The organism is Thermus composti, assembly GCF_014647535.1.
In the GTDB taxonomy this organism is placed as follows: Bacteria; Deinococcota; Deinococci; order Deinococcales; family Thermaceae; genus Thermus; species Thermus composti.
Genome location: NZ_BMPJ01000010.1, coordinates 33197 through 59720 on the forward strand (window position 1 = coordinate 33197; position 26524 = coordinate 59720).

23 protein-coding genes are annotated in these 26524 nt (G+C 66.8%); 17 read left to right on the top strand and 6 right to left on the bottom strand.

Translation table 11 applies throughout. From position 1 onward, the window contains the following. Positions 1-14: 14 nt before the first annotated feature. A complete protein-coding gene (truA, locus tag IEX93_RS05310; RefSeq protein WP_188847205.1) occupies positions 15-776 on the top strand; it encodes a tRNA pseudouridine(38-40) synthase TruA in 762 nt (253 codons plus the stop codon). On the opposite strand, the gene IEX93_RS05315 is transcribed toward truA, so the two are convergent. The 4 genes from IEX93_RS05315 to erpA form a co-directional block, all read right to left on the bottom strand. Then, entirely contained in the window at positions 773-1960 is a 1188-nt protein-coding gene (locus IEX93_RS05315; protein ID WP_188847206.1) for an ABC transporter permease, read from the bottom strand. The two genes, truA and IEX93_RS05315, sit on opposite strands and share 4 nt — an antisense overlap. A 9-nt stretch (positions 1961-1969) precedes the next feature. Continuing rightward, complete coding sequence (locus IEX93_RS05320) at positions 1970-2980, bottom strand: ABC transporter permease (RefSeq protein ID WP_188847207.1); 1011 nt, start codon at positions 2978-2980, stop codon at positions 1970-1972. Between the two features lie 75 nt (positions 2981-3055). Further along, positions 3056-4924 carry a peptide ABC transporter substrate-binding protein gene (locus IEX93_RS05325; protein WP_188847208.1) on the bottom strand — a complete coding sequence of 623 codons (1869 nt, stop codon included), beginning with the start codon at positions 4922-4924 and terminating at the stop codon, positions 3056-3058. A 123-nt stretch (positions 4925-5047) separates the two neighbouring features. Beyond that, positions 5048-5428, bottom strand: coding sequence for an iron-sulfur cluster insertion protein ErpA (erpA, locus tag IEX93_RS05330; RefSeq protein ID WP_018111546.1), 381 nt, complete (start codon positions 5426-5428; stop codon positions 5048-5050). A 78-nt stretch (positions 5429-5506) separates the two neighbouring features. Between erpA and IEX93_RS05335 the strand changes: the two genes are divergently transcribed. The 6 genes from IEX93_RS05335 to IEX93_RS05360 are packed head-to-tail and all read left to right on the top strand — an operon-like array spanning position 5507 to position 11820. After that, the gene (locus IEX93_RS05335) at positions 5507-6637 is read left to right on the top strand and encodes a M24 family metallopeptidase (RefSeq protein ID WP_188847209.1); all 1131 of its coding nucleotides are present in this window, start codon (positions 5507-5509) and stop codon (positions 6635-6637) included. 26 nt (positions 6638-6663) lie between these two features. Beyond that, positions 6664-7596: a ribose-phosphate diphosphokinase gene (locus tag IEX93_RS05340; protein WP_188847210.1), complete on the top strand. Its 933-nt coding sequence runs from the start codon at positions 6664-6666 to the stop codon at positions 7594-7596. Next, on the top strand, positions 7593-8315 hold the full coding sequence (locus tag IEX93_RS05345) for an alpha/beta hydrolase (protein ID WP_188847211.1): 723 nt from the start codon (positions 7593-7595) through the stop codon (positions 8313-8315). Before IEX93_RS05340 ends, IEX93_RS05345 begins: the two co-directional genes overlap by 4 nt. Beyond that, entirely contained in the window at positions 8296-8859 is a 564-nt protein-coding gene (locus IEX93_RS05350; protein ID WP_188847212.1) for a DUF72 domain-containing protein, read from the top strand. The genes IEX93_RS05345 and IEX93_RS05350 overlap by 20 nt, the downstream gene beginning before the upstream one ends. Then, a complete protein-coding gene (gene speA, locus IEX93_RS05355; RefSeq protein ID WP_188847213.1) occupies positions 8856-10748 on the top strand; it encodes a biosynthetic arginine decarboxylase in 1893 nt (630 codons plus the stop codon). The genes IEX93_RS05350 and speA overlap by 4 nt, the downstream gene beginning before the upstream one ends. A 25-nt stretch (positions 10749-10773) precedes the next feature. Continuing rightward, positions 10774-11820: a GGDEF domain-containing protein gene (locus IEX93_RS05360; protein WP_188847214.1), complete on the top strand. Its 1047-nt coding sequence runs from the start codon at positions 10774-10776 to the stop codon at positions 11818-11820. Positions 11821-11877: 57 nt separating this feature from the next. Here the strand turns inward: IEX93_RS05360 and metK are convergent, their stop codons facing one another. Continuing rightward, positions 11878-13056, bottom strand: coding sequence for a methionine adenosyltransferase (gene metK, locus IEX93_RS05365; RefSeq protein ID WP_229906097.1), 1179 nt, complete (start codon positions 13054-13056; stop codon positions 11878-11880). Positions 13057-13151: 95 nt separating this feature from the next. Between metK and murI the strand changes: the two genes are divergently transcribed. The 9 genes from murI to IEX93_RS05410 all read left to right on the top strand — a co-directional run bounded on the left by murI (position 13152) and on the right by IEX93_RS05410 (position 24212). Next, a complete protein-coding gene (murI, locus tag IEX93_RS05370; protein ID WP_188847216.1) occupies positions 13152-13925 on the top strand; it encodes a glutamate racemase in 774 nt (257 codons plus the stop codon). Positions 13926-13952: 27 nt separating this feature from the next. Beyond that, on the top strand, positions 13953-14597 hold the full coding sequence (locus IEX93_RS05375; protein ID WP_188847217.1) for an LOG family protein: 645 nt from the start codon (positions 13953-13955) through the stop codon (positions 14595-14597). Between the two features lie 5 nt (positions 14598-14602). Next, a complete protein-coding gene (rdgB, locus tag IEX93_RS05380; protein ID WP_188847218.1) occupies positions 14603-15214 on the top strand; it encodes an RdgB/HAM1 family non-canonical purine NTP pyrophosphatase in 612 nt (203 codons plus the stop codon). After that, entirely contained in the window at positions 15211-16242 is a 1032-nt protein-coding gene (locus tag IEX93_RS05385; RefSeq protein WP_188847219.1) for an RMD1 family protein, read from the top strand. Before rdgB ends, IEX93_RS05385 begins: the two co-directional genes overlap by 4 nt. Before the next feature lie 96 nt (positions 16243-16338). Next, positions 16339-17535, top strand: coding sequence for a sugar ABC transporter substrate-binding protein (locus IEX93_RS05390; RefSeq protein WP_188847220.1), 1197 nt, complete (start codon positions 16339-16341; stop codon positions 17533-17535). 59 nt (positions 17536-17594) lie between these two features. Beyond that, the gene (locus IEX93_RS05395) at positions 17595-18923 is read left to right on the top strand and encodes an ABC transporter permease subunit (RefSeq protein WP_188847221.1); all 1329 of its coding nucleotides are present in this window, start codon (positions 17595-17597) and stop codon (positions 18921-18923) included. Next, positions 18924-20243 carry a sugar ABC transporter permease gene (locus IEX93_RS05400; protein ID WP_188847222.1) on the top strand — a complete coding sequence of 440 codons (1320 nt, stop codon included), beginning with the start codon at positions 18924-18926 and terminating at the stop codon, positions 20241-20243. It abuts the gene before it with no gap. Beyond that, entirely contained in the window at positions 20240-21949 is a 1710-nt protein-coding gene (locus tag IEX93_RS05405; RefSeq protein WP_188847223.1) for a glycoside hydrolase family 13 protein, read from the top strand. The genes IEX93_RS05400 and IEX93_RS05405 overlap by 4 nt, the downstream gene beginning before the upstream one ends. 22 nt (positions 21950-21971) lie before the next feature. Next, positions 21972-24212: an endonuclease MutS2 gene (locus IEX93_RS05410; protein WP_188847224.1), complete on the top strand. Its 2241-nt coding sequence runs from the start codon at positions 21972-21974 to the stop codon at positions 24210-24212. Here IEX93_RS05410 and IEX93_RS05415 read toward each other — a convergent pair. Next, positions 24209-24616, bottom strand: a complete 408-nt coding sequence (locus IEX93_RS05415; RefSeq protein WP_188847225.1) for an acyl-CoA thioesterase — start codon at positions 24614-24616, stop codon at positions 24209-24211. The genes IEX93_RS05410 and IEX93_RS05415 overlap by 4 nt on opposite strands. Positions 24617-24802: 186 nt before the next feature. On the opposite strand from IEX93_RS05415, the gene IEX93_RS05420 reads away from it, so the two are divergent. Beyond that, positions 24803-26494 carry a M3 family oligoendopeptidase gene (locus IEX93_RS05420; RefSeq protein WP_188847226.1) on the top strand — a complete coding sequence of 564 codons (1692 nt, stop codon included), beginning with the start codon at positions 24803-24805 and terminating at the stop codon, positions 26492-26494. Positions 26495-26524: the final 30 nt, after the last annotated feature.

Here is a 26524-nt window from a genome sequence, read left to right on the forward strand (position 1 = left end):
GTAAGCTTGAGGACGTGCGCCGGATCCTCGTCCTGGTGGAGTACGACGGCACGGGGTTCAAGGGGCTCCAGCGGCAAGGCCCGGGCCTGCGCACCGTCCAGGGAGAGCTGGAAAAAGCCCTTCCCGGGATCGGGGCCCTGCCCAAGGCGGTGGCCGCAGGCCGCACCGACGCCGGGGTCCACGCCCTGGCCATGCCCTTCCACTTTGACCTGGAAAGCGCCATCCCCGTGGCCCGGATCCCCGAGGCCCTAAACCGCCTCCTCCCCGAGGACCTGAAGGTGGTGCGGGCCTTAGAGGTGGTCCCGGACTTCCACGCCCGCAAGGACGCCCTTTGGCGGGCTTACCGCTACCGGATCCTCCTAAGGCCCCACCCCTCCCCCCTCCTCCGCCACCGGGCCTTCTGGGTGGGGCGGCCCCTGGACCTTAAGGCCATGGAAGAGGCCCTAAGCCTCCTTCCCGGGCGGCACAACTTCCTGGGCTTCGCCACCGCCGAGGTGCGGGAGGGGCTTCGGGAGCTTTACGAGGCCCGGCTGGAGGCGGTGGAGGGGGAGGCTGGCCTCGAGGTCCACCTCTACTTCCGGGGCCAAAGCTTCCTCCGGGGGCAGGTGCGGGGCATGGTGGGAACCCTTTTAGAGGTGGGGCTTAAGAAGCGCCCCCCGGAAAGCCTCCTGGAGATCCTAAGGACCGGGGACCGGCGCCTGGCCGGTCCCACGGCCCCGCCCCAGGGGCTTTACTTCCTCGAGGCCGCCTACCCCGAGGCCAAGCTCAAGCCTTAGAGGCGGCTCCTGGGGTCCAGGGCGTCCCGGAGCCCGTCCCCCAGGTAGTTGAAGGCCAGCACGGTGATGAAGATCATGAACCCCGGGGGCAGGGCGAGCCAGGGGGCGGTGAAGATGTACTCCTGGGCGTTGGTGAGCATGTTCCCCCAGGTGGCCACGGGCGGCTGGATGCCAAAGCCCAGGAAGGAAAGGGCCGCCTCCGTGAGGATGGCCCCGCCGATCTGCAGCGTGGCCTGGACGATGATGGGGGCCAGGGTGTTGGGCACCAGGTGGCGGAACATGATGCGGAAGTCAGAGGCCCCCAGGGCCTGCGCGGCGGTGGCGTAGTCCTGCTCCCTTAGGGAGAGGATGCTCCCCCGCACCAGCCGGGCCGTGCCCAGCCAGCCGAAGAGGACCAGGATGAAGATGATGATGAAAACGCTGGCGGCATCGCCAAACACCCCTTGGGCCCAACGCCCCACCGCCACCTCCGGGTCCCTAAGGAGGGCGGAGAGCACCAGAAGGAGGGGGAGGGTGGGGATGGTGAGCATAAAGTCAATGAGGCGGCTGATGGCCACGTCCAAATCCAGGCGGATCTGCCCCTTAAGCCCGTACCAGGCGGCCCAAAGGACCAGAGCCAGGGTAAGGCCGAAGCCCAAGTAGCTCCCAAGGCTTCCCGCCCGGATCCCGTCCTCGGCCAAGGCCCAGGCGATGGAGAGGACCAGGTAAAGGGCCCCGTAGTAAAGAAACCAGGAGAGGACCCGCCAAAGGGCGAAGGTCCAGGGATGGAAACCTTCCTTCTCCCGGCGCAAAGGGCCTAGGTAGAAGCGGAGGGGCCTGCCCGCGTAGTAGCCCGCCAAGGTGCCCATAAGGGTCCCCAAGAGCACGCTGGAGAAGGCCACGGCAAACCCCACCAGCAAGGAGATGCGGGAGCCGTAGATGATGCGGGAGAGCACGTCCCGGCCCAGGTCGTCGGTGCCCAAAAGGTGCTCCCGGGAAGGGGGGTTGAAGTAGTACTGGCCCACGTCCTCCCCCGTGGGCTGGGCGGTGGGATCGTAAGGGGCGATCAAGGGGGCGAAGATGGCCATGAGGACCAGGAGCACGATCACCACGAGCCCCGCCATGGCCATCTTGTGCCGCCTAAGCCGGCGCCAAAAGAGGCTGAAGAAGGTCCTGGACTGGGGAGAAGCGGTCGCGGTCGCCATGCCTCACCTCTAGCTGTAGCGGATCCTGGGGTCCACCAGGGCGTAGGCCAGGTCGGCCAGGAGGTTGAAAAGGGCGGTCATGAGGGCGAGGAAAGCCAAAGCCGCCATGGCCACGTTGTAGTCCTTCTCCACCAGGGCGTCAAAGATGGCCCGGCCCATCCCCGGGTAGCTGAAGATGGTCTCGGTGATGGTGGCCCCGCCCAAAACCCCGGGGATGGCGAGCCCCACCAAGGTCACGATGGGGATGAGAGCGTTCCTGAGGGCGTGCTTGTAGAGCACCACCCGCTCGGAAAGCCCCTTGGCCCGGGCAGTGCGGATGTAGTCCTGGGAGAGCACCTCCAGGAGGGAGGCCCGCATGAACCGGGTCCACTCCGCCATCTGCAAGGAGGCCAGAGTGACCACCGGCAGGACGAGGTGCCAGGCCCACTGGCCCAAGAACGCCCAGAGGCTCACCGCCCCGGAGCGCACGTCCTCCCAGAGCACCCCGGGCACCCCGCCCGTGGGGAAGCGGGGGAAGCCCGGGATATGGTCGGGGAGCCAGATGGCGAAGAAGTAAAGGAGCAAAATCCCCAGGAAGAAGACGGGCATGGAGAACCCCACGAAGGAGAGGAAGGTGATGACGTAATCCGCCAAAGAGTACTGGCGCACGGCGGAGAAGATCCCCACAGGGATGGCCACCACGAGGGCCAAGGTCAAGGCGAGCCCGGAAAGGATCAGGGTCTTGGGCAGGCGCTGGACGAAGATGTACTCCGCCGCGGGGATCCCGTAGGTGCGGCTATACCCCAGGTCCCCCCTTAGCGCCCGGGAAAGCCACTTGAAGTACCGGATGTGAAGGGGCTGGTCCAGGCCGTAGGCCCGCTTCAAGGCCTCAAACTGCTCGGCGGTCATGCGGGGGTTCTGCCGCCTGAGCTCGTCCAAAGGGTCCCCCGGCTGCAAGGCCAAGAGGGCGTAGATCACCACGCTGGCCGCGAAGAGCAGGGGGATGATCTGCAAAAGCCTGCGCACCGTGTAGGCGAACACCCTTGTACCTCCTCTTTTATGCCACTAAAAAGCCCGCTGGGGTTTACCCCAGCGGGCCCCACTATACCACCCGGGCTACCGGGTGGAAAGGGCGTACTTCGCCTGGTCCCACTTCTTCACGGCGCCCCGGCTCGCCCAGCCGATCTCCCAGGCATTCCAGCCGGGGTAGCCGTAGCCGCCCGCGTAAGCGCTGGTCACGTAGTTCACCAGGCCCTGGCGCACCACGTAGGGGTTGGCGCGGAAGTAGAGGGGAAGCGCCGGGAGCTCCTCGGCCCAGATCTCCTGCGCCCGGGCGAAGAGCTGCTTCCTGCGGGCCTCGTCAAACTCCAGCACCGCCTGGCTGGTGAGCCGGTCAAACTCGTCGTTCCGCCAGCCGCCGATGTTCTGGCCCTGGTAGTTGTTCTCCCTGGTGGGCACCAGGATGGCCCCGGTGTTCAGGTTCCTGTACTGGAAGAGGCCACCGTCCTCGGCCAGGGTGGAGACCCAGGCGAACATAAACATCCCGGTCCACTTGCACTCGGAAGCCCGCTGGGTGTAGTCGTCGGCGAAGACCACGGCGGAGGGGGCGTTGTTGATCTTGACGGCGATGCCGATCTTCCTCAGGTCCTCGGCGAAGAACTGCTGGGTGCGCTCGCGGATGGCGTTGCCCGCGGTGGTCACGTACTCAATCTCAAAGCGCACCGTGCGCCCGCCCACCTGGCGCTGGAGGATCCCATCGGGTCCAGGCCGCCAGCCCATCTGGGCGAGGAGCTGCCGGGCCTTGTCCAGGTTGAACTCGTACTTCTTGACGTTGGGGTGGAAGAGGGGGTTGACGGGGGCGATCCAGGTGTGGGCCACGGGCTGGAGCCCGTCAAAGAAGGCCCTTACCAGGCCCTCCCGGTTCATGGCGTGGAGGAGGGCCTGCCGGGTGCGCTTGTCGTTGAGGCCGAGGTCCTTGACCACCTGGCAGTTCTCAAACTTGTTGATGTCAATGTGCTCCCAGATGGCCCCGGGCACGAACCAGATGTCAAAGCGGCCGGGGGCACGGGAGGTGAGCTGGCGGCTCCTGGCCTGGTCAAAGGTGAGGGAGACGCTGGAAGTGGCGTCAATGGAGCCACCGATCACCGCCACCAGGAGGGAGTTGGTGTTCTGGATGAAGCGGTAGACCACCTTCTGCACGTATCTGCTCTCGCCGCCCTCGGGCTTGATGGGGAAGTTGGGGTTACGGACCATCTCAATGGAGTTCCCCGGCACCCAGCGGCGGAGCGTGAAGGGCCCGGAGTAGACCATGGCCCCCCGGTTCAGGGCCTGGGGCGTGGCGAACTTGAGGAAGAAGTTGCGGTAGAGCTCGTTGAGCCGCTCGGCGTCCTTGTCAGGGTCCAGGTTGCGGGCCGCCGCCTTCACCCTTTCCCACTCGGGCCCCATGACGTGCTTGGGGGCGTAGGTGGCGATGGGACCGTAGGTGTCGTAGTAGTAGGCGGGCTCAAAGATGAGAGTGAAGTTGCGGGCGTCCCTGATGCGAACGTTTACCCGCTCCCAGTAGTCCGGGTTCAGCACCGGCATGCCCTTGGCCTTCCCCACCTCAAAGTAGAAGGCCACGTCCTCGGTGGTGATGGGCTTGCCGTCGGACCACCTGGCGTCGGGGCGGATGGTGATGTCCATCTCCAGGCGCTTCTTGCCCGCGCCGATGTCCGTCACCCGCAGGCGGCCGTTTTGCAGGGTGGGCACCTCGGTGGCCAGGACCGGGAAGTTCTGGCTGTCGGCGTTGAAGCCGATGAAGGGGGCGAAGAGGTACTCCTCGATCTCGCTCTTGATGGCCTGGTTAGAGATGACGTCAAGGAAGTCCCCCGCCAAGACCCTGGGCTCCTGGGAAGCCCCGACGATGAGGCTATTGTCCTGGGGCCCCGCCAGGGCCAGGCCCAAAGCGGTTATACCGAGTACAGCCAGCTTACCTGCGCTCCTCATACCGCCTCCTTTCGTGGCACTTCCGTAAGTGCAAGGCCATTATACAGCCCTCCAGGCGAAGGTCAATGGGAAAAGCCTTAAGGGGGCCTGAAACCAGGCCCCCCTAGAGGACACCCCAAAGGCCTAGTGGCCGCAGGTGCGGGCCTCGCCCTCCTGGTCCTTGGTGCGGAAGGAGTGGCCGCAGCCGCAGGTGCTGGCGGCGTTGGGGTTGTGGACCGTGAACCCGCCCCCCATGAGGCTTTCCACCCAGTCAATCTCCGAACCCACCAGGTAGGGCAAGGACATGGGGTCCACCACCAGGCGTACCCCGTGCATCTCCACGAAGGTGTCCCCCTCGAGCTCCCGTTCGTCCACGGCCATGCCGTACTGGAAGCCCGAGCAGCCGCCGGACTTGATGTAGACCCGGATGGCGGCGTGTTCCTTCCCGTAGCGGGCCAGGATCTCCTTTGCCTTCTCCGCCGCCAGGGGGGTGATGCGGATGACCGCCTCTTGGGTTTCCACCATGCCGAACCTCCTTACCCCTAAGGCTAGCACGGAAGGGGTAGGAGAAGGTGAGGGAGCTTCCAGAGGTAGGATGGACCCATGGAGCTACGGGCGGTGCAGGAGGTCCTAAAGGAAGAACGCCTGGACGGCTGGCTTCTTTATAGCTTTGGCGGGAGCAACCCCTTGGCCCTCGAGGCCCTAGGCCTTTCCCACCTCCACCTCACCCGCCGCTTCGCCTACCTCATCCCCAGGGAAGGCCCCCCCACCCTCCTCTGCCACGCCATTGAGGCAAGCCTCTTCCCTCCCCTCCCCGGAAACCGAAAGACCTACCACACCTGGAGGGGCTTCCTGGAGGGCCTCGCCCACCTTCTAGAGGGGATGCGGCGCATCGCCTTGGAGTACGTCCCCGGAGGGCAGATCCCCTACCTCTCCCGGGTGGACGGGGGGACCCTGGACCTCCTCCGGGGGATGGGCCTGGAGCTCGCCTCCTCCTGGCCTTTGCTCCTCCTCTTCCAAACCTGGGACGAGGAAAGGCTAAAAAGCCACCTCCGGGCGGCGGCGGGGCTCGTGCGGGCCAAGGATTTGGCCCTAGACTACCTGCGGGTGCGTCCCAAGGCCAGCGAGCGGGAGGTCCAACAGGTCTTGGCGCGGGCCCTGGAGGAAAGGGGTCTCGTCTTTGACCACCCCCCCATGGTGGCCTTCGGGAAAAACGCCGCCAACCCCCACCACGAGCCCACGGACAAGCTTTTGGAAGAGGGGGAGGTGGTCCTTCTGGACCTCTGGGCCAAGGAGCCGGGCGGGGTCTACGCCGACCTCACCTGGATGGCGGGGAAAAGGCCCCCGGAGGCGGCCCACAAGGCCTTCCAGGCGGTGGCCCAAGCTAGGGACCAGGCCATCGCCTTCGTGGCCGAGGCCTACCGGGAAGGCCGCCACCCCAAAGGCTTTGAGGTGGACCGGGTGGCCCGCAAGGCCCTGGAAGAGGCGGGCTACGGCCCCTACATCCGCCACCGCACCGGGCACAACCTGGGGGAGGAGGTCCACGGGGCAGGCCCCCACCTGGACGACCTGGAGACCCACGACTTCCGCCCCCTGGTGCCGGGCCTCGCCTTCACCGTGGAGCCCGGGGTCTACCTGGAGGCCTTCGGGGTGCGCACTGAGGTGGACGTCTACCTCCATCCCACGGGCCCCGAGGCCACCACCCCCCTGCAGGAGACCATTACCCCCCTTTAGGGGGGCGTGGTATCTTGGGGAACGGCATGGACCGCCCCCTCCTGATCTTCTCCGGCCAGTCCAACCGGCCCCTGGCCCAGGCCATCGCCGAGGCCCTAGGCCTCCCCTTGGGGAAGAGCGTCACCCTCCGCTTCGCCAACGATAACCTCTTCGTGCGCTACGAGGAAAGCCTCCGGGAAGGCGACGTCTTCATCGTCCAGTCTTTCGTCCCGCCGGTGCAGGACCACCTGATGGAGCTCCTCATGATGATTGACGCCGCCAAGGGGGCGAGCGCCGCCCGGGTCACCGCCGTCATCCCCTACTTCTCCTACGCCCGGAGCGACAAGAAGGACGCCCCCAGGATCTCCATCACCGCCCGGCTCATCGCCGACCTCCTGCAGACGGCGGGGGCCGACCGGGTCCTCACCATGACCCTCCACTCCCCCCAGGTCCACGGCTTTTTCAAGATCCCCGTGGACCACCTCTCCGCCGAGCCGGTGATCGCCAACTACTTCGCCACCCGGGTGGACCTGGAAAACGCCGTGGTGGTGGCCCCGGACGCCGGGGACCTCAAGCGGGCGAGCTCCCTTGCCCGCAGGCTCGGCCTCCCCCTGGCCTTCATTGACAAGGAACGGGTCTCGGACACGGAGGTCCGGGTCCGGATGCTGGTGGGGGAGGTGGAAGGGAAGACCGCCCTCATCGTGGACGACGAGATCTCCACCGCGGGGAGCCTGGTGGAGGCGGTGGAGGCCCTGATGCAGGCGGGGGCCAAGGAGGTCTACGCCGCCGCCACCCACGGGGTCTACGTGGGCCCGGCCCTGGAGAGGATCGCCCAAAGCCCCGTGAAGGAGGTGGCCGCCACCGACACCTGCCCCCCCAAGGAAGGCCCCAAGCTCAGGACCCTCACCGTGGCCCCCCTCTTCGCCGAGGCCATCTGGCGGATCCATAGGGGGGAGTCGGTTTCCAGCCTCTTCACATGATGGCGCGGACCGAGCGGCTTCAGCTTGCGGGCCTTCCCGCTTTGGCCCGGGTCCCCGAGGACCCCAAGGCCCTCCTTTTGGTCCTCCACGGGCTCCAGGGGTCCAAGGAGCACATCCTCTCCCTCCTTCCCGGCTACGCCGAAAGGGGCTTCCTCCTCCTGGCCTTTGACGCCCCCAGGCACGGGGAGCGCCAAGGCCCTCCCCCCTCCGCCAAAAGCCCCCGCTACGTGGAGGAGGTCTACCGGGTGGCCCTGGGCTTCAAGGAGGAGGCCATGAGGGTGGCGGAGGAGGCCCAAAGGCGCTTTGACCTCCCCCTTTTCCTCGCCGGGGGGAGCCTGGGGGCCTTCGTGGCCCATTTGCTCCTCTCGGAAGGGTTCCGCCCCCAGGCGGTCCTGGCCTTCATCGGGTCGGGCTTTCCCATGAAGCTCCCCCAGGGGCAGGTGGTGGAAGACCCCGAGGTCTTGGCCCTCTACGAGGCCCCGCCCGCCACCCGGGGGGAGGCCTACGGGGGGGTGCCCCTTCTCCACCTCCACGGGACCAAGGACCTCCTGGTGCCCCTCGCCCGCATGGAGAAGACCCTCGAGGCCCTAAGCCCCCACTACCCGGAAGGCCGCCTGGCCCGCTTCGTGGAGGAGGGAGCGGGGCACACCCTCACCCCCCTCATGGCCCGAATGGGGCTCGCCTTTTTGGAGGCCTGGCTTGCTCCTCGAGGGGCTTAGGGGCTACCGGAACTTCCCCGGGGGGTTCAAGGCCTACCGCAAGGCCTTTCCCACGGTGGAGCTTTCCTGGTGGCACCGGGTGGGGGACGTGGGGACGATACGCCGCCTCCGGGCCCTCGCCCCCGAGGGGTTTCGCTTCAGCGTCTACGGCCACAAGCACCTCACCTTTAGGCCCTCGGGGGAGGAAAGGCGCACCTTAAGGCGCTTCCTCCGGCGCTTCCGCCTCTTCGGAGACAAAAGGGGAGCGGTGCGGCTTTGGGTGCCGGAAGAGGTGGAAAAGGAGGCTTTCCGGGAGTGGCTGGACCTCTTGGAGGAGGTGGCGAGGCCCTTAGGCCCCTTGGCCATCGCCTTCCAGGCGGAGGAGGCCCTCTGGCCCCTCGTCCTGGAACGGGGCTTTGCGGTGGTGAACCGGCCCGGGGGGCCCTTCCTCTACCTGGTGGACCCAAAAGGCCCCCTGCCCCCGGGCCAGGGCTACCTTTACCGGAGCCCTTCACAAGGGGGCGGTTCCGTCCTACACTCAAGGGCGGAGGTTGACCCGGATTGAAGACGGCCAGGCGCTTTTCCCCCAAGGAAGCCGAGGAGATCTACCTGGTGCCCCACTGGGGGGCGGGGTTTTTCCGGGTGGGCCGGGACGGGGAACTGGAGGTCACCCCCCAAGGCCCCCAAGGCCCCGCCGCCTCGCTACAGGAGATCGTGGAAGCCTTAAGGGACGAGGGGAGGCCCTTGCCCTTGGTCCTGCGCTTCCCCCAGATCCTCGAGGCCCGGGTGCGGGACCTCAACGAGGCCTTCCTGAAGGCCATGGCGAAGTACGAGTACCGGGGCACCTACCGGGGGGTCTACCCGGTGAAGGTGAACCAGAGGCGGCTCGTCCTGGAGACGGTGGCCCGGGCGGGGAGGCCCTACCACTTCGGCCTCGAGGCGGGGAGCAAGCCCGAGCTGGCCCTGATCCTGGCCCAGGACCTTTCCCCGGAGGCCCTCATCACCACCAACGGCTTCAAGGACGACGACTTCGTGCGTCTGGCCCTCATGGGCAGGAAGCTCGGCCGGAACGTGGTCATCACCCTGGAGAAGTTCGCCGAGCTTGCCCGGGTGGTGCGCCTCTCCAAGGAGCTTGGGGTCAAGCCCCTTCTGGGCATCCGCTACAAGCTCAAGGCCAAGGGGGCGGGCCAGTGGGAGGCCTCCGGGGGCGAAAACGCCAAGTTCGGCCTCACCACCCCGGAGATCGTGAGGGCGGTGGAGATCCTGAGGGAGGAAGGGCTTCTGGATACCCTGGTCATGCTCCACGCCCACATCGGCAGCCAGGTGACCGATATCCGCAAGGTGAAGCAGGCGGTGCGGGAGGCGGCCCAGACCTACGTGCAACTTAGAAAACTGGGGGCCCCTCTCCAATACCTCAACCTGGGCGGGGGGCTGGCCGTGGACTACGACGGCTCCAAGACCAACTTCTACGCCTCCGCCAACTACACCCTCTCCGAGTACGCCGAGAACCTGGTCTACGTCACCAAGGAGGTGGTGGAGGCCCAGGGGGAGCCCCACCCCATCCTGGTCACCGAGAGCGGCCGGGCCATCACCGCCTACCACCAGGTCCTGGTCCTGGAGGTCATTGACGTCATCACCCCTCCCGGGGAGAAGCGGCCCGACCCCCCGCCCGAGGAGGCCCACCCCCTGGTGAAGGAACTCTGGGAAAGCCTCCAAAGCCTCTCCCCCAAGAACTTCCAGGAGGTCTACCACGACGCCTTCGCCGACAAGGAGACCCTCCAGACCCTCTACGACCTGGGCCTCGTCTCCTTGCGGGACCGGGCCCTGGCGGAGGAGCTCTTCTACCACATCGCCCGCCGGGTCCAGGCCATCGCCCAAAACCTCCCCTACGTGCCCGACGAGCTGGAAGACCTGGAAAAGCTCCTGGCCGACAAGCTGGTGTGCAACTTCTCCCTCTTCCAAAGCCTGCCCGACGCCTGGGCCATCCACCAGCTCTTCCCCATCGTCCCCCTCTCCCGCCTCCACGAGCCCCCCACCCGCCGGGCCACCCTGGTGGACATCTCCTGCGACTCCGACGGCAAGATTGACCGCTTCATAGACCTCCACGACGTGCGCCAGACCCTCCCCGTCCACGCCCTGCGGCCCGGGGAGCCCTACTACCTGGGGGTCTTCCTGGTGGGGGCCTACCAGGACGTTTTGGGAAGCCACCACAACCTCTTCGGCCAGGTGGGGGAGGCCCACGTGGTGGTGAGCGAGGAGGGGTTCGCCATAGAGCGCTACGTGCCCGGGGAGTCGGCGGAGGAGACCATCGCCCGGATGGGTTTCACCTCCCGGGAGCTATTCCAGGGCCTGGAAAAACTCGTGCGCCAAAGCCGCCTCTCCCCGTCGGAGAAGGGGGCCTTCCTGGAGCGGTACACCCGGGAACTCCAGGGGTACACCTACCTCGAGGACTGAGCCCCTAAGGTAACCTTGAGGAAGGTTGCGCCCTACCCTCGAGGTCCTGGACCCCTTAATCCCTGCTAGGCGGCGCCTCGCTGTCCGGCTTCTCCTCGTGGGAAGCGGCCTCGCCGCCCTCGCCTACTGGGCCTCCAGCCGGGTGGGGCTGGACCCGGTGGACAAAAACCTCCTCCCCGTCCTCGCCGCGGGGTTTTTCCTGGGGGCCGTCCTCCTTCGCTACCGGCCGGGCACCGCCCCCTGGTTCCTCCCCCTGGTCCACGGCCTCCTCGCCCTCTACCTCCTGGCAAGCCTCGCCTACCAGCTCCTCCTCAAGCCCAGCCCCTTGGGCCTTTCCCCCGCGGCCTACTGGGTGCCCTTCGTCTACTTCTCCGCCTTCCTCTTCTTCCCCGCCCAGAGGGCCCTAAACCTTGCCCGCCTCTACCTCCTCCTCCTCTTCCTCCTGGCCGTCCTGGGGGCGCTTCGCGGCCACTTCCAGCCCGCCCACCTTAACGCCCTCGCCCAGTTCTTCGGGGCGAACCTGGCCTACACCGCCCTCCTCTACCTCCTCACCTCCTTGCGGGAAGGGTACCGGGAGGTCCAGGCAGAGGCCCACACAGACTTCCTCACCGGCCTTCCCAACCGGCGCTACCTGGACCTTCTCCTACCCCAAGAGCTCACCCGGGCCAAGCGGTACGGCCGCCCCCTTTCCCTCGTCCTCCTTGACCTGGACGGCTTCAAGGCGGTGAACGACCTCCACGGGCACGAGGTGGGGGACCGGGTGCTCCAGGCCCTCGCCCAATGCCTTAAGGCCCACCTCCGGCGAAGCGACCGCGCCGTGCGCCTGGGCGGCGAGGAGTTCACCCTCCTCCTCCCGGAAACCCCCCTGCCCCAAGCCCTGCGCCTGGCCGAGCGCCTGCGGCAGGCGGTGGAGGTCATAGCGGTTCCCCCGGTGGCGCGGATCACGGCAAGCTTCGGCGTGGCCGAGGCAGGCCCCACCGACACCCCCCTCACCCTCCTTCGCCGGGCGGACGAAGCCATGTACCGGGCCAAGCGCAAGGGGAAAAACCGGGTGGAGGCGGCTCCCAAATAGCGGAGGCCCCAGCCTTTCGCCGGGGCCCCCATGCTGGCGCAAGCCAGAAGAAGGGTATTAAAGCCCCGCCTCCCGCCTCAAGGCCTCCACCCGGTCCGTCTCCTCCCAGGGGAAGCCGGGACGGCCGAAGTGGCCGTAGGCGGAGGTGGGGGTGTAGATGGGCCGGAGGAGGTCCAGCTCCTCAATGATGGCGAGGGGCCTCGGGTCAAAGACCTTTTTGACGATCTCCGTGAGCTTCTCGTCGGGAAGGACCCCGGTGCCGAAGGTCTCCACCCGAAGGGAGACGGGCCTGGCCTTACCGATGGCGTAGGCCAGCTCCACCAAAGCCCGCCTCGCAAGCCCCGCCGCCACGATGTTCTTGGCCATGTAGCGGGCGTAGTAGCTGGCGGAGCGGTCCACCTTGGTGGGGTCCTTGCCGCTGAAGGCCCCGCCCCCGTGGGGCACCGCCCCCCCGTAGGTGTCCACGATGATCTTCCGCCCGGTGAGGCCGGTGTCGGCGTGGGGCCCCCCCAGGATGAAACGGCCCGAGGGGTTGATGAGGTACTCCGTCTCCCCTTCCTTCAGGTACTCAGGAGGGATGGCCTGGCGCACCACCTCGCGGATCAGGTCCTCCCGCAGCTGCTCCTGCTCCACCTCGGGGGAGTGCTGGGCGGAGACCACCACGGTTTTCACGTAAAGGGGCTTGTCCCCCTCGTAGACCACGGTGACCTGGGCCTTGCCGTCGGGGCGGAGGTAGGGGAGGACCCCGGTCTTGCGCACCTCGGCCAGGCGCATGGTGAGGCGGTGGGCCAGGGTGATGGGGAGGGGCATGAGCTCGGGGGTCTCGTCGGTGGCGTAGCCGAACATGAGCCCCTGGTCCCCAGCCCCGATGCGGTCCAGGGGGTCCGTGGACTTGAGCACCCGCCACTCGTAGGAGAGGTTGACCCCACCCGCGATGTCGGGGGACTGCTCGTCTATGGCGGTGAGGACGGCGCAAGTGTCGGCGTCAAAGCCGTACTTGGCCCGGGTGTAGCCCACCTCCCGCACCGTCTTGCGCACCAGGTTGGGGATGTCCACGTAGCCTTCCGTGGTGATCTCCCCCGCCACGAAAACGAGCCCGGTGGTGACCAGGGTCTCCGCCGCCACCCGGGCCTTCTTGTCCTGGGCGAGGAGGGCGTCCAGGATGGCGTCGGAGATCCGGTCCGCCAGCTTATCCGGGTGCCCTTCGGTGACCGACTCGGACGTGACCAGCCGCAACTTGCGCACCTCCTTTTCCCCGAAGCCCCTACCGGGGCAACCCTGATAGTATAGCACCCCCCCTCGGGCGTCTAGATCCAGTAGGATAGGGCCCCGTGAAGGATCCCAAGGCCCCTATCGGCGTCTTTGACTCCGGGGTGGGGGGGCTCACGGTGCTCAAGGCCCTCCGCCGCCTCCTGCCCCGGGAGGAGTTTCTTTACTTCGGGGACACGGCCCGCGTGCCCTACGGCGGCAAACCCCTCGTCATGGTGCGCCGCTTCGCCTGGGAGATCGCGGGCTTCCTCTTAAGGCAAGGGGTGAAGGCCATCGTGGTGGCCTGCAACACGGCGAGCTCCGCCGCCCTCCCCGACCTGGCCCAGGACCTCTCGGTCCCCGTCTTCGGGGTGCTGGAGCCCGTGGCCAAGGAGGCCCGAGCCTTCCAGAAGGTGGGCCTCATCGGCACCCAGGCCACGGTGGAAAGCGGGGCCTACGCCCGCCTCCTCCCCCTGGCCTGGGCCCGGGCCTGCCCCCTTTTCGTACCCCTGGTGGAGGAGGGGCTTTGGGACGACCCCGTGGCCCTCCTGGTGGCCCGCCACTACCTCGAGGACGCCCCCAAGGACCTCGAGGCCCTCATCCTCGGTTGTACCCACTACCCCTTCTTGAAGAAAACCCTGGAGAAGGCGCTTCCCGGGGTGAGGCTTCTAGACTCTGCCGAGGCCACGGCCAAGGAGGTGGCCCAGGGCCTAAGGCGGGAAGGCCTTCTGAACCCCGCGGGAAGGGGACAGGTGATCCACCTCGTCACCGGGGACCCGGAGGCCTACCGGGCCCTGGCCGAGCGGCTTGGAGAGCGGGTGGAGGAGGTTCACCGAGTTAGCCTGGAGGAGCTTTAAGCCCCTGTGAAGGGTTAGGCTTAGGACATGCCCAAGAAGCCCCTCATAGACCAGCTCCACCACGAGGACAGCTGGCGGCTTTTCCGCATTCTGGCGGAGTTCGTGGAGGGGTTTGAGACCCTTTCGGAGATAGAGGTGCCCCTGGTCTCCGTCTTCGGCTCCGCCCGCTTCGGCGAGGACCACCCCGCCTACGCCCTGGGCTACCGGCTGGGCCAGGCTTTGGCCCAGGCGGGCTTCGGGGTGGTGACGGGGGGCGGGCCCGGGGTGATGGAGGCGGTGAACCGGGGGGCTTACGAGGCGGGCGGGGTGAGCGTGGGGCTCAATATTGAGCTCCCCCACGAGCAAAAGCCCAACCCCTACCAGACCCACGCCCTCTCCTTGCGCTACTTCTTCGTGCGCAAGGTTCTCTTCGTGCGCTACGCCGTGGGCTTCGTCTTCCTGCCTGGGGGGTTTGGCACCTTGGACGAGCTCTCCGAGGTGTTGGTCCTGATCCAGACGGAGAAGGTCCACCCCTTCCCCGTCTTCCTCCTTCCCCGGGGGTACTGGGAAGGCCTCCTCTCCTGGATGGAGTTCCTAAAGGCCCAAGGGGCCATAGACCCCAAGGACCTGGCCCTCCTCACCCCCTTGGAGCACCCCGAGGAGGTGGTGGCCGCCCTAAAGGGAGTATCCTAAAAGGGATGCGCCTGGTCCTGGCCACCTCCAACCCCGGGAAGGTGCGGGAGCTAAAAGAGGGCCTTGCCCCCTTGGGCTGGACCCTCCTCACCCTCGCCGACTTCCCCTTGCGCATGCCCAAGGAGGAGGGGGCCACCTTCCTGGACAACGCCCTCCTCAAGGCGGCCCACGTGGCCAAGGCCACGGGGCTTCCCGCCCTCGCCGACGACTCGGGCCTCGAGGTCTACGCCCTGGGGGGCGAGCCCGGGGTCTACTCCGCCCGCTACGGGGGGAGGGCCACGGACCGTGAAAGGAACGTCTACCTCCTGGAAAGGATGCGCCACCTCAAAGGGGAGGAGCGCAAGGCCCGCTTCGTGGCCGTTTTGGTCCTGGCCTACCCCGACGGGCACGCCGAGGCCTACGAGGGAAGCGTGGAGGGGTACATCCTGGAAGCCCCCCGGGGCGAAGGGGGCTTCGGCTACGACCCCCTCTTCTACATTCCCGAGGCGGGGAAGACCTTCGCCGAGATGAGCCTAACGGAAAAGGCCCGCTACTCCCACCGGGGTAGGGCCCTAAGGGCCCTTCTGGAGGCCTACAAGGACGGGCCCCCGCCCCGGGAGGTCTCCAAGCTGGAATGAACGTCCTCTCCCCCCACATCGCCCTCTACCGCCTCTTTGACGTGGCGGACGAGATAGACCTCTCCCGCCTCGCCACGCCCCGCCTCCACCTCTCCCGGGCGAGGCTCGGGGCGGTGCGCTTTGAAAACCCCCCGGGGGAGATGGAGCTTGGGGTGCGGAGCGTGGAGGGGCTTTCCGGCCTCCTCACCGCCCGGCTTTACGAGTTCGGGGTGGTCTCCCTCTCCTTCCGCATCCACCTGGGAGAGCGGGTGCCCTGGGAAACTTTCTTGGAAAAGGGGCTTAGGATCCCCGAGCTCCCCTTCTGGGACGGGTTCTTCCTGGCGGAGCTCGCCGCCCTCGAGCCCCACCTCCAAGGGGCCCTCCTCCGCCCCGAAGAAAAGCGCTTGGCCGAGGAGTTCGTGGTCTACCACGCCCTGGGGCTGGAGGGGGAAAAGGCCTTCCGCCCCTCGGTGGACCTCACCCCCCTCTGGATGGGCACGGAGGAGGAGTTCGCCCCCGAGGTGCGGCGGGAGATGGAGCGCTACCGCTACAGCTACTCCACCGAGGACCTGGCCCTTTTGGGCTTTGACCGGGTGCTGATCCTGGACTCCGAGGGGATCTGGGACGTGGCCGACCTGGTGGAGTTCGTCCACGCCCAGCTTCTTGAGCTCTCCTACTACGACCGGGTGCTCACCGAGGAGCTTTGGGCCGTGCCCCAGGTCCTAAGGCACCGGGGGCTTTGGGGGTACGGGAGGCTCCAGCGCCTCCGCCGCCGCCTCATGGCACGCCACGCGGAGATCGCCGACGTGAAGGCCCGAATAGAGGGGGCCTTGCGCATCACCGAGGACCTCTTCTACGCCAAGATCTACCGGGCGGCCTTGGAGCTTTACGGGGCCCACGAGCTGGAGAGGAGCCTGGAGGAGAAGCTTAGGGTCCTGGAGGCCACCTACGAGATGGTGACCGAGGAGGTGGCCCACCTCCGCACCCAGGCGGTGGAGGTGGCCATCCTGGCCCTCATCGCCTTTGAGGTGGTGCGGGCCCTCCACTAGGGGGACTTGTGTCCCAGTCTGGAGATGGTATCCTTTACCCGAAGGGCGCGGGAAAAACCCTTGGAGGAAGCGTTACCACGCGCCTGGAGGTGGAGGATGAGGAAGCTCGTCCCGCTATTGGCCCTAGGCCTCTCCCTGGCCCTCGCCCAGGGAAAGATCACCGTCTGGACCCACTTCGGTGGGCCCGAGCTGGCCTGGCTCAAAGCCCAGGCCCGGACCTTTGAAAGGACCTCCGGCACCAAGGTGGAGGTGGTGGAGGTCCCCTTCGAGGAGATCAAGCAGAAGTTTATCCTGGGGGCCCCCCAGGGGCAGGCGGCGGACCTTCTGGTCACCGTGCCCCACGACTGGCTGGGCGAGATGGCCCAGGCGGGGGTCCTGGAGCCCGTGGGCAAGTACGTGACCCAGGACTACCTCGCAGACCTTCAGCCCGTGGCGGTGGAGGCCTTCACCTTTGGCGGCAGGCTCATGGGGCTTCCCGCCTACGCCGAGAGCGTGGCCCTCATCTACAACAAGAAGTACGTGAAGGAGCCTCCCAAGACCTGGGAGGCGTTTTTGGCCCTGGCCCAAAGGCTCACCACCGGCTCCACCTTCGGCTTCCTCTACAACATCGGGGAGCCCTACTTCAACTTTGGCTTCTTCAAGGCCTACGGTGCGGAGAACGTCTTCGGCAAGGACGCCAAGGGGAGCCTGGACCCCGCCAAGCTCCTCATCGGGGGCGAGGTGGGGGAGAAGGCCCTCCAGTTCATCAAGGACCTCCGCTTCAAGTACAACCTGGTCCCCGAGGGGGTGGACTACGGGGTGGCGGACGGGGCCTTCAAGGAGGGGACTTTGGCCATGATCATCAACGGCCCCTGGGCCCTCGGTGACTACAAGAAGGCGAAGATTGACTTCGGCATCGCCCCCTTCCCCACCCCGCCCGGGGCCAAGAACCCGTGGGGGCCCTTCCTGGGGGTGCAGGGGGTGGTGGTGAACGCCTACTCCAAGAACAAGACCCAGGCCGTCAACTTCGCCAAGACCCTGGTGACGGGGCGGAACCTGGTGGCCTTCAACCAGGCGGGCGGGCGCATCCCCGTGTCCAAGAGCGCCGTCAGGCAGCTGGCGAAGGACCCGGTGGTGGCGGGCTTCTCCCAGGTCTTCCCCCTGGGCACCCCCATGCCCAACATCTCCGAGATGGGCAAGGTCTGGGGCCCCTGGAAGAACGCCATCAGCCTCGCCATCCAGCGGCCCGACGCCAACGTGAAGAAGATCGTGGAGGACATGGTGGCCGAGATCAAGAAGGCCATCGGCAGGTAAGACCCATGGGCCCCCTCCACAGGACCTTCCTCCCCCGTGGGGGGGGTATTCCTTAGACCATGAAGCACCCGCCGGGTCTTAAAGGCTTCCTCCTGGCCCTGGCCCTCCTCTTGGGCCTCCTCCTCCTGGCCACGGGGGTGGGGCTTTTGGGGTACCTGGCCCTCGAGGCCTACCTGGCCCCCCCGGGCTGGACCATCCTGGTCCTGGCCCTTTTGGTCCTGGTACCGGGGGCGGTGGCCTTGGGGCGGCTCTTCCCGTGGCTTACCGACTGGTACTACCTCCTGCCCGCCCTCGCCTTCCTTCTCGTCTTCACCCTCTACCCCATCGGCCTCACCGTCTATTTGGCCTTCACCGACTACTCGGGGCGGAAAAACGGCTTTCCCGACCGCTCCACGGAAACCCGGGTGGTGGCCCAGGAAGGGGCGCGGCTCGTCCTCGAGGCCGACGCCAAGGAGGCCCTCCGCTGCGATCCTTGCCAAGGGGAGCAGGTGGAAGCCTACGCCGAGGGCCACCGGGCACGGGCCAAAATCCTCGAGGTGGAAGGCCCGAGCCTGGTCCTGGACCGCGACCTTCCCTTCCGGGCGGAGTACGTGGCCAAGGTGAACACCTTCGGCTTCGTGGGCCTCAAGAACTTCGCATTTATCCTCTCCCAGGCGAACCAGGCCCTCCTTCCCGTCTTCACCTGGAACGTGGTCTTCGCCCTGAGCACCGTGCTCCTAAACGCCCTCTTGGGCCTCGTCCTGGGGCTTATCCTCCACAACAAGGCCCTGAAGCTCCGGAACTTCTACCGCACGGCCCTCATCGTCTCCTGGGCCCTGCCCGGGGTTATCACCGTCCAGGTCTGGGTGGCCCTCCTCAACTACAACTTCGGGGCCATCAACCGGCTTCTCGGGGTCCTGGGCATCTACCCTATCCCCTGGCTCAACGATCCCGACTGGGCCAAGGTGGCCGTCCTCCTCGTGAACCTCTGGCTCGGCTTCCCCTACATGATGACGGCCACCCTGGGGGCCCTTTCCACCATTCCCGACGAGCTCTACGAGGCGGCCAAGGTGGACGGGGCCACCCCCTGGCAGACCCTTTGGGGGATCACCTTGCCCCTTCTGGAAAAGCCCATGCTGCCCATCCTGCTTTCCTCCTTCGCCTTCAACTTCAACAACTTCTACCTCATCTACCTGCTCACCGGGGGCGGGCCCGCGGAAGAGGGCAGGCTCGCCACCGCCCAGGCCACGGACATCCTCATCTCCTGGGCCTACAAGACGGCCTTCAGCGCCGAGGGACAGTCGGCCTACGGCCTAGGGGCGGCGATTAGCCTCATCATCTTCGCCCTCACCGTGCTCATCAGCCTGGTGAACTTCCGCTTCACGGGGGCGCTTCGGGAGGTGCGGTAAATGCGCAAGGTCCTGGGCTTCCTCTTCACGGGCCTCGCCCTTTACGGGGTCTACTGGTTCGCCGCAAACCGGCTCTTTGACGAGGGGTCCTACCGCAAGCAGGTGGCCTTCGGAAGCGTCTTCGTGCCCTTTGGCTGGGCCTACGCCCTCTTGGGGCTTTTGGGCCTCGTGGCCCTGATCCTCCTCTATAGCCTCCTCTACACCGCCCTCGTGAACCGGCTTCAGGGGAGGAGGCGTAGCCCCTGGCCCCTTTTCCAGGAGGGGGTGACCCATCTCTTCCTCTGGGTCCTGATCCTTTTGGTCTACTACCCCGTGGTCCAGGTGGTGGCGGCGAGCTTTGACCCCACCAACAACCTCTTTAGCTTCCGGAGGCCCGACACGGGCTTCCTCCTCCTGGACGCCAAGGTGATCCCCTACCTGCCCAACCCCTCCCTGGAAAACTACGCCGCCTTGGTGGAAGGGGTGGTCCTCTACCCCTACCAGGGGGCCCTCCTTCTCTTAGCGGCCCTCGCCCTCCTGGGGGTGGGGGGTATCGGTCTCTTGCGGCGGCTTCTTGCCCAGGGGGAGTGGATGGGCCTCTGGCAGGGGAGGCTTCTTTTCCTCATGGCCCTTTCGGTCTTCGCCCTCGCCCTATCCCTTTCCCCCAGGCAGTTCACCGGGCAGGGTACCGAGGCCAAGTTCCTCCTCTGGGTGCGGAACACCTTCTTAATCTCGGGGCTCACCGGGCTTCTCGCCGTCCTCCTCACCGCCACGGCGGGCTACGCCTTCGCCCGCTTCCGCCACCTGCCGGGGCGCTACCCCATGCTCCTCTTCTTCATCTTCGTGCAGATGTTCCCGGGGTTTTTGGCCCTGGTGGCCATCTACTACCTGCTTTCCCGGCTGGACCTCCTGAACACCTTCACCGGGCTGGTCCTGGCTTACTCCGGGGGCATTATCAGCTTCGGCACCTGGGTCTATAAGGGCTACCTGGAGAGCATAAGCCCGAGCCTCGAGGAGGCCGCCATGGTGGACGGGGCCACAAGGTGGCAGGTCTTCACCCGGATCCTTTTGCCCCTCTCCGCCCCCATGTTCGTCTTTATCTTCCTCCTGCAGTTCGTGGGCACCTACTCGGAGTTCGTCCTGGCCAACCTGGTCCTCACCGGGGTGGAGACCTGGAACGTGGGCGTGGGGCTTAGAAGCTTCACCACGGGGCAGTTCCAGACCAAGTGGGGGGTCTTCGCCGCGGCGAGCGTCTTGGGGTCTTTGCCCATCCTCTTCCTCTTCTACGGCTTCCAGCAGTACTTTGTCTCCGGGTACACCGCCGGGGCGGTGAAGGAATGATCCACGACCTAGCCCACATCCACCCCCCCTTCCCCGAGCTGGGGGAGGAGGTGGAGCTTTTCCTGGAAACCGAGGCCCGGGAGGGGCTTCTCCTTTACGAGCGGGACGGGGAGTTGCACAAAAAGCCCATGGCCCCTTGGGAAAAGGGCCTCCGGGTCAAAGTGCCCCTCCACGCAAGCCCCTTCCGCTACTGCTTCCGCCTGCCCCAAGGCTACCTGGGAAGCCACGGCCTGGAGAAGACCCTTCCCCGCTACGACCGCTTCTTCCACCTCCTCGCCAAGCCCCTTCCCCCGGAGTGGGCCTTGGGAAGGGTTTATTACCAGATCTTCCCCGACCGCTTCCGCCAGGGCCGCCCCGAGCTTGCCCCTAAGGACGGGGCCTGGCTTTACGGGGGAAAGCCCATCCGGCGCAAGGCCTGGGACGAGCCCCCCGGGGAGGACGGGGCCCGGGAGTTCTACGGGGGGGATTTGTGGGGGGTCCTGGAGGCCCTCCCCTACCTGGAGGACCTGGGCGTGGAGGTCCTCTACCTCACCCCCATCTTCCAAAGCCCCAGCAGCCACCGGTACGACACCGAGGACTACCTAAGGGTGGACCCCCACCTGGGGGGGGAGGAGGCCTTAAGGGCCCTTTACGAGGCCCTCGAGGCCCGGGGCATGAAGCTCATCCTGGACGGGGTCTTCAACCACGTGGGGGCGACCCACCCCTGGTTCCAGAAGGCCCTGGAAGACCCTACCGCCCCCGAGCGGGGGATGTTCACCTTTTATCCGGACGGGAGCTACGCCAGCTTCTGGGGCGTGAAGCACATGCCCAAGCTGGACTACGCCTCTTTCCTCACCCAAGAGCGCTTCGTCCATAGCCCCAAGGCCCCCGTCCGCTACTGGATGCGCCTTGCCCACGGCTGGCGGCTGGACGTGGCCCACTCCATCGGGGAAGGGGGCACGAACCGGAAAAACGCCCGCTGGCTTAGGGCCTTAGCCCAAGCCGCCAAGGAGGAAAGGCCTGACGCCCTCGTCTTCGGGGAGCTTTCCTACGACACCACCCCCACCCTCAGGGCCCACACCCTGGACGGGGCCATGCACTACGCCGGCTTCGCCCACCCGGTGATGGAGTGGCTTTCCGGGAAGGACCTCCACGGGAACCCCGTGGACGTGGGCCTCAAGGAGGCCTGGCAAACCCTTTGGGACCACTACCAGGCCCTGCCCCTCCAGCTCCGCCACGCCATGTACACCTTCCTCTCCTCCCACGACATCCCCCGGGCCCTCTGGCGGCTTAGGGGGGACAAGGAGCGTTTCAAGACCGCCTACGCCCTCCTTTTCGCCTTCCCGGGAAGCCCCGCCCTCTACTACGGGGACGAGATCGGCCTCTCCCAGCCCAACCCCTACGCGGTCTGGCGGGGAGACCCCTTCTGCCGCGCCCCCTTTCCCTGGGACGAAAGCCGCTGGGACCACGGGCTTTTGGACTTCTTCCGGCGCCTCATAAGGCTCAAGAAAACCCACCCCGTCCTCCGCCGAGGAGGCCTCCTAGCCCTTCCCGCCCCCGAAGGGGTCCTGGCCTTCAAAAGGCGGCTTGGGGAAGAAGAGATCTGGGCCTTCTTCGCCCCGGAGGGGGCGCGCCTCTCCCTGCCCCCCGGCCTAGACCTCCTTTCGGGGGAGGAGGTGGCGGGGGAGGTGGAGGCTTCTTACCTCCTCTTCCAGCCCTTAGCCTGAGGCCCGGGTATACTTTTCCTTTGTGCGGGATGTCCTCGAGGTCCTGGAGTTCCCCAAGGTCCGCGCCCTCCTCGCCCAAAGGACCAAGACCTCTCTTGGGGAGGAGCTCGCCCAAGGCCTCCTACCCCTCACCCAGGAGGAGGCCGAGCGCCGCCACGGGCTCACCCAGGAGGCCCTAAGCTACCCCTACGCCCTCCCCGAGGCGGGCGCCCTACGGGAGGCCTGGCGAAGGGCCCGCGCCGGGGCGAGGCTTACGGGCCCCGAGCTCCTAAGGGCGGCCCAGGCCCTCAAGGAGGCCATGGACCTAAAGGGGGAGCTTCTTCCCCTAAAGAACGCCCTAAGCCAGGTGGCGGAGGGCATCGGGGACCACACCCCCTTCCTGGAGCGGGTGAAAAAGGCCCTGGACGAGGAGGGGGCGGTGCGGGACGAGGCGAGCCCCCGCCTCGCCCAGATCCGAAGGGAACTAAGGCCCTTGCGGGAAACCATCCTGGAGCGCCTCTACGCCCTCATGGACCGGCACCGGGAGGCCTTCCAGGACCGCTTCGTCACCTTAAGGCGGGACCGGTACTGCGTCCCCGTGAAGGCGGGGATGAGCCACAAGGTGCCCGGGATCCTCCTGGACACCTCCGAGTCGGGGGCCACCCTCTTCGTGGAGCCCTTCTCCGTGGTGAAGCTCAACAACCGCCTCCAGGCCCTGAGGCTTGCGGAGGAAGAGGAGGTGAACCGGATCCTCCGGGAGCTTTCCGAGAGGCTCGCCCAGGACGAGGGGATGCCGGAAACCCTAAAGGCCCTGGCCCTTTTGGACCTAGTCCAGGCCCAGGCGGCCCTGGCCCGGGACCTGGGGCTTTCCCGCCCCCGCTTCGGGGAGGCCTACGCCCTGGAGGAGGCCTTCCACCCCCTCATCCCGAACCCCGTAAGGAACTCCTTCGCCCTGGACGAGAAGACCCGCCTCATCCTCATCACCGGGCCCAACATGGGGGGGAAGACCGCCCTCCTAAAGACCCTGGGCCTCGCCGTCCTCATGGCCCAGTCGGGGCTTTTCGTGGCGGCCAAGAAGGCCCTTTTGGCCTGGCCCGACCGGGTCTATGCCGACATCGGGGACGAGCAGTCCCTCCAGGAGAACCTCTCCACCTTCGCCGGGCACCTCAAAAGGCTCAAGGAGATGCTGGAGGAGGCCACCCCCCGTAGCCTCGTCCTCATTGACGAGCTGGGAAGCGGCACCGACCCCGAGGAGGGGGCGGCCCTCTCCCAGGCCATCCTCGAGGCCCTCCTAGAGAGAGGGGTCAAGGGGATGATCACCACCCACCTCTCCCCCCTAAAGGCCTTCGCCCAAGGGAGGGAAGGCATCCAAAACGCCTCCATGCGCTTTGACCTCGAGGCCTTGCGCCCCACCTACGAGCTCGTCCTCGGGGTGCCGGGGCGGAGCTACGCCCTGGCCATCGCCAGGAAGCTTTCCCTCCCCGAGGCGGTGCTGCGCCGGGCCGAGGCCCTTCTGCCCGAGGGGGGAAGGCTGGAAGAGCTTTTGGCAAAGCTGGAGGCGGAGCGCCTCGCCCTGAGGGAGGAAAGGCGCCGCCTCGAGGCCGAGCTGGCCCGGGCGGAGGCCCTGAGGCGGGAGCTGGAAAAGCGGGAAGCCCTCTACGAAGAGGAGCGAAAGGAGCGCCTGAAGGCCCTGGAGGAGGAGGTGCGGGCCAGGCTCCTCCAGGTGGAGGCCGAGATCAAGGCCCTCCGGGAGAAGGCCAAGACCGAGAGCAAGCGGGACGCCCTAAGGGAGCTCATGGCCCTAAGGGAGCGCTACGCCAAGAAAGCCCCACCTCCCCCCCCACCCCAAGACCTCGCCCCCGGGGCCCTGGTGGAGGTGCCCTCCTTGGGCAAGCGGGGCCGGGTGGTGGAGCTAAGGGGGGAGGAGGCCTTGGTCCAGGTGGGCCCCCTGAAGCTCAACCTGAAGGCCAAGGAGCTAAGGCCCCTCCCCGAGGCCACCCCCCCGAAACCCCTCCTGGCCAGGCCCAGGCGGGAGGTGAAGGAGGTGGACCTCAGGGGCCTCACCGTGGAGGAGGCCCTTTTGGAGGTGGACCAGGCCCTGGAGGAGGCCCGGGCCCTTGGGCTTCCCACCCTCCGCCTCCTCCACGGCAAGGGGACGGGGGCCCTCAGGCAGGCCATCCGCGAGGCCCTGCGCCGGGACAAGCGGGTGGAGAGCTTCGCCGACGCCCCGCCCCACGAGGGGGGGCATGGGGTGACGGTGGTGGTCCTAAAGCCACCGGCTTAGGAGGGAAGGTCTCTCCCCTCCAGCTCGGCGATCCGGTCCCGCACCGCCTGAGGGATAGGGGCGGGCCTGCCCCCTTCCAGCCAGACCAAAACCCCGATCCCCTTGGCGGCGGGCTGTCCGTTAGCGGTGATGAAGTGCTCCATGTGGAGGCTGGAGCGGCCGATCCTCAGGGTGCGCACCCCCACATAGACCTCGTCCTCCAGGAGGATGGGCTTCAGGTAGTCCACCTCCATCCGGGCCACCACGAAGTGGCCCTCCTCCAGCCAGTCCGGGGAGATCCTCTGGAAATAGCGGATGCGGGCCAGCTCCATGTAGGAGAGAAACACGGCGTTGTTCACGTGCCCCAAAGGGTCCAAATCCCGGAAGCGCACGTCCACCCGGACCGTAACCGGAAATCCCTCCATGGGCTTAGTTTATACCTTAGATCTTCCCGGACAACTAAAGGGTGTATCCCCTCCGCTTTAAGCTTCCGGGAAGGGGTAAGCATGGACGCCCTAGGCCCCGGCTTTACCGCGCCTTCAGGGCCTCGCGTCCACCTCGAGCCCCTGGCCTATTGAGGCCCTGACCCGCCGGTCAGGTATAGTGGGGGCATGACCGAGACCACCTGGGACCTAACCCCCCTCTTCCCCAGCCTGGAAAGCCCCGAGTTCCAGAGGGCCTGGGAGGACCTCAAAGGGGAGATCGGCCGCCTCAAAGGGCTTTTGGAAGAGGCCGCCCCCCTTTCCCAGGTCCTGGCCTCCCTGGACGCCCTCCTGGAGAAGGCCACCCCCCTTTGGGCCTACCTTTACGCCCGCTACAGCGCCGACACCCGGGACGAGGCCGCCCTCGCCAAGCTCTCGGAGCTTGAGGTCCTCTTCCTGGACTTCCAGCGCCTAAGGCCAAGGCTCACCCGCTACCTGGCCCTGCAGGACCCCATGGAGGCGGGCCCCTACCGAATCCTGGTGGAGGAGGCCAAGGAGGAGGCCCTCCACATGATGCCCGAGGGGGAGGAGGTCCTGGCGGCGGAGCTATCCCTCTCGGGAAGGCAGGCCTGGGCCAAGCTCCACGAGAGCCTCACCAGCCAGATCACCGCCCTGGTGGACGGGGAGGAGATGCCCATAAGCCAGGTGCGCAACCTCTACTTCCGCCCCGAGGAAGAGGTGCGGAAGAAGGCCTACGAGGCGGAGCTCAAGGCCTGGGAGGCCCACGAGGTGCCCCTGGCCTTCGCCTTAAACGGGGTGAAGGGGGAGGCCAGCGTCCTAAACCGCCGCCGGGGCTATAGGGACGACCTCGAGCCCACCCTCCACAGAAACCGCATCACCAGGAAAGCCCTAAAAGCCATGCAGGAGGCGGTGCGGGAAAGCCTTCCCCTCTTCCGCCGCTACTACCTCCTCAAGGCCAAGGCCTTAGGGAAGGAACAGCTGGACTGGTGGGACCTCTTCGCCCCCATCGGGAAGGGCCGGCGCTGGAGCTTAGAGGAGGCCCGGGCCTTCATCCCCGCCAAGCTCGCCGCCCTGGTGCCCAACGCCGCCAAGGTGGCGGAGATGGCCTTCGCCGAGCGCTGGATGGACCTTCTCCCACGAAAAGGCAAGGTGGGCGGGGCCTACTGCATGCCCAGGGGCGGGGGGAAAAGCCTTATCCTCGCCAACTACGAGGAAAGCTTTGAATCTATCTCCACCCTGGCCCACGAGCTAGGCCACGCCTACCACAACTTCGCCCTGGCCCAGGCCCCCGCCTCCTTAAGGGAGGTCCCCATGACCCTGGCGGAGACCGCCAGCATCATGAACGAGACCCTGGTGGTGGAGGCGGCCCTCAAGGAGGCCTCCCCCGAGGAGGGCCTCCTCATCCTGGACGCCTACCTGCAAGGGGCGGCCCAGGTGGTGGTGGACATCCATAGCCGCTTCCTCTTTGAGTCCTGGGTCTTCCAAAAGCGCAAGGAGCGGGAACTTTCCCCAAGGGAGTTCAAGGAGCTCATGCTCAAGGCCCAGGAGGAGGCCTACGGGGAGGTCCTGGCCACCCGCCACCCCTACATGTGGGCGGTGAAGGGGCACTACTACGGGGCGGACTTCTACAACTACCCCTACACCTTCGGCCTCCTCTTCGGGCTTGCCGTCTACCAGAAGGCCAAGGAGGACCCCCGCTTCGCCGAGGGCTACGAGGCCCTTTTGGCCCAGTCGGGCATGTACCCCGCCCAGGAGCTGGCCCGCCGCCACGGCTTTGACCTGGAAAGCCCCGCCTTCTGGCGCCAGGGGATTAGGATCTTGGAGGAGAAGGTGGCGGAGCTGGAAAGGAGGCTCGCCTGACGCCCTTCTGACCCAAGGGGCTTAGGCTTT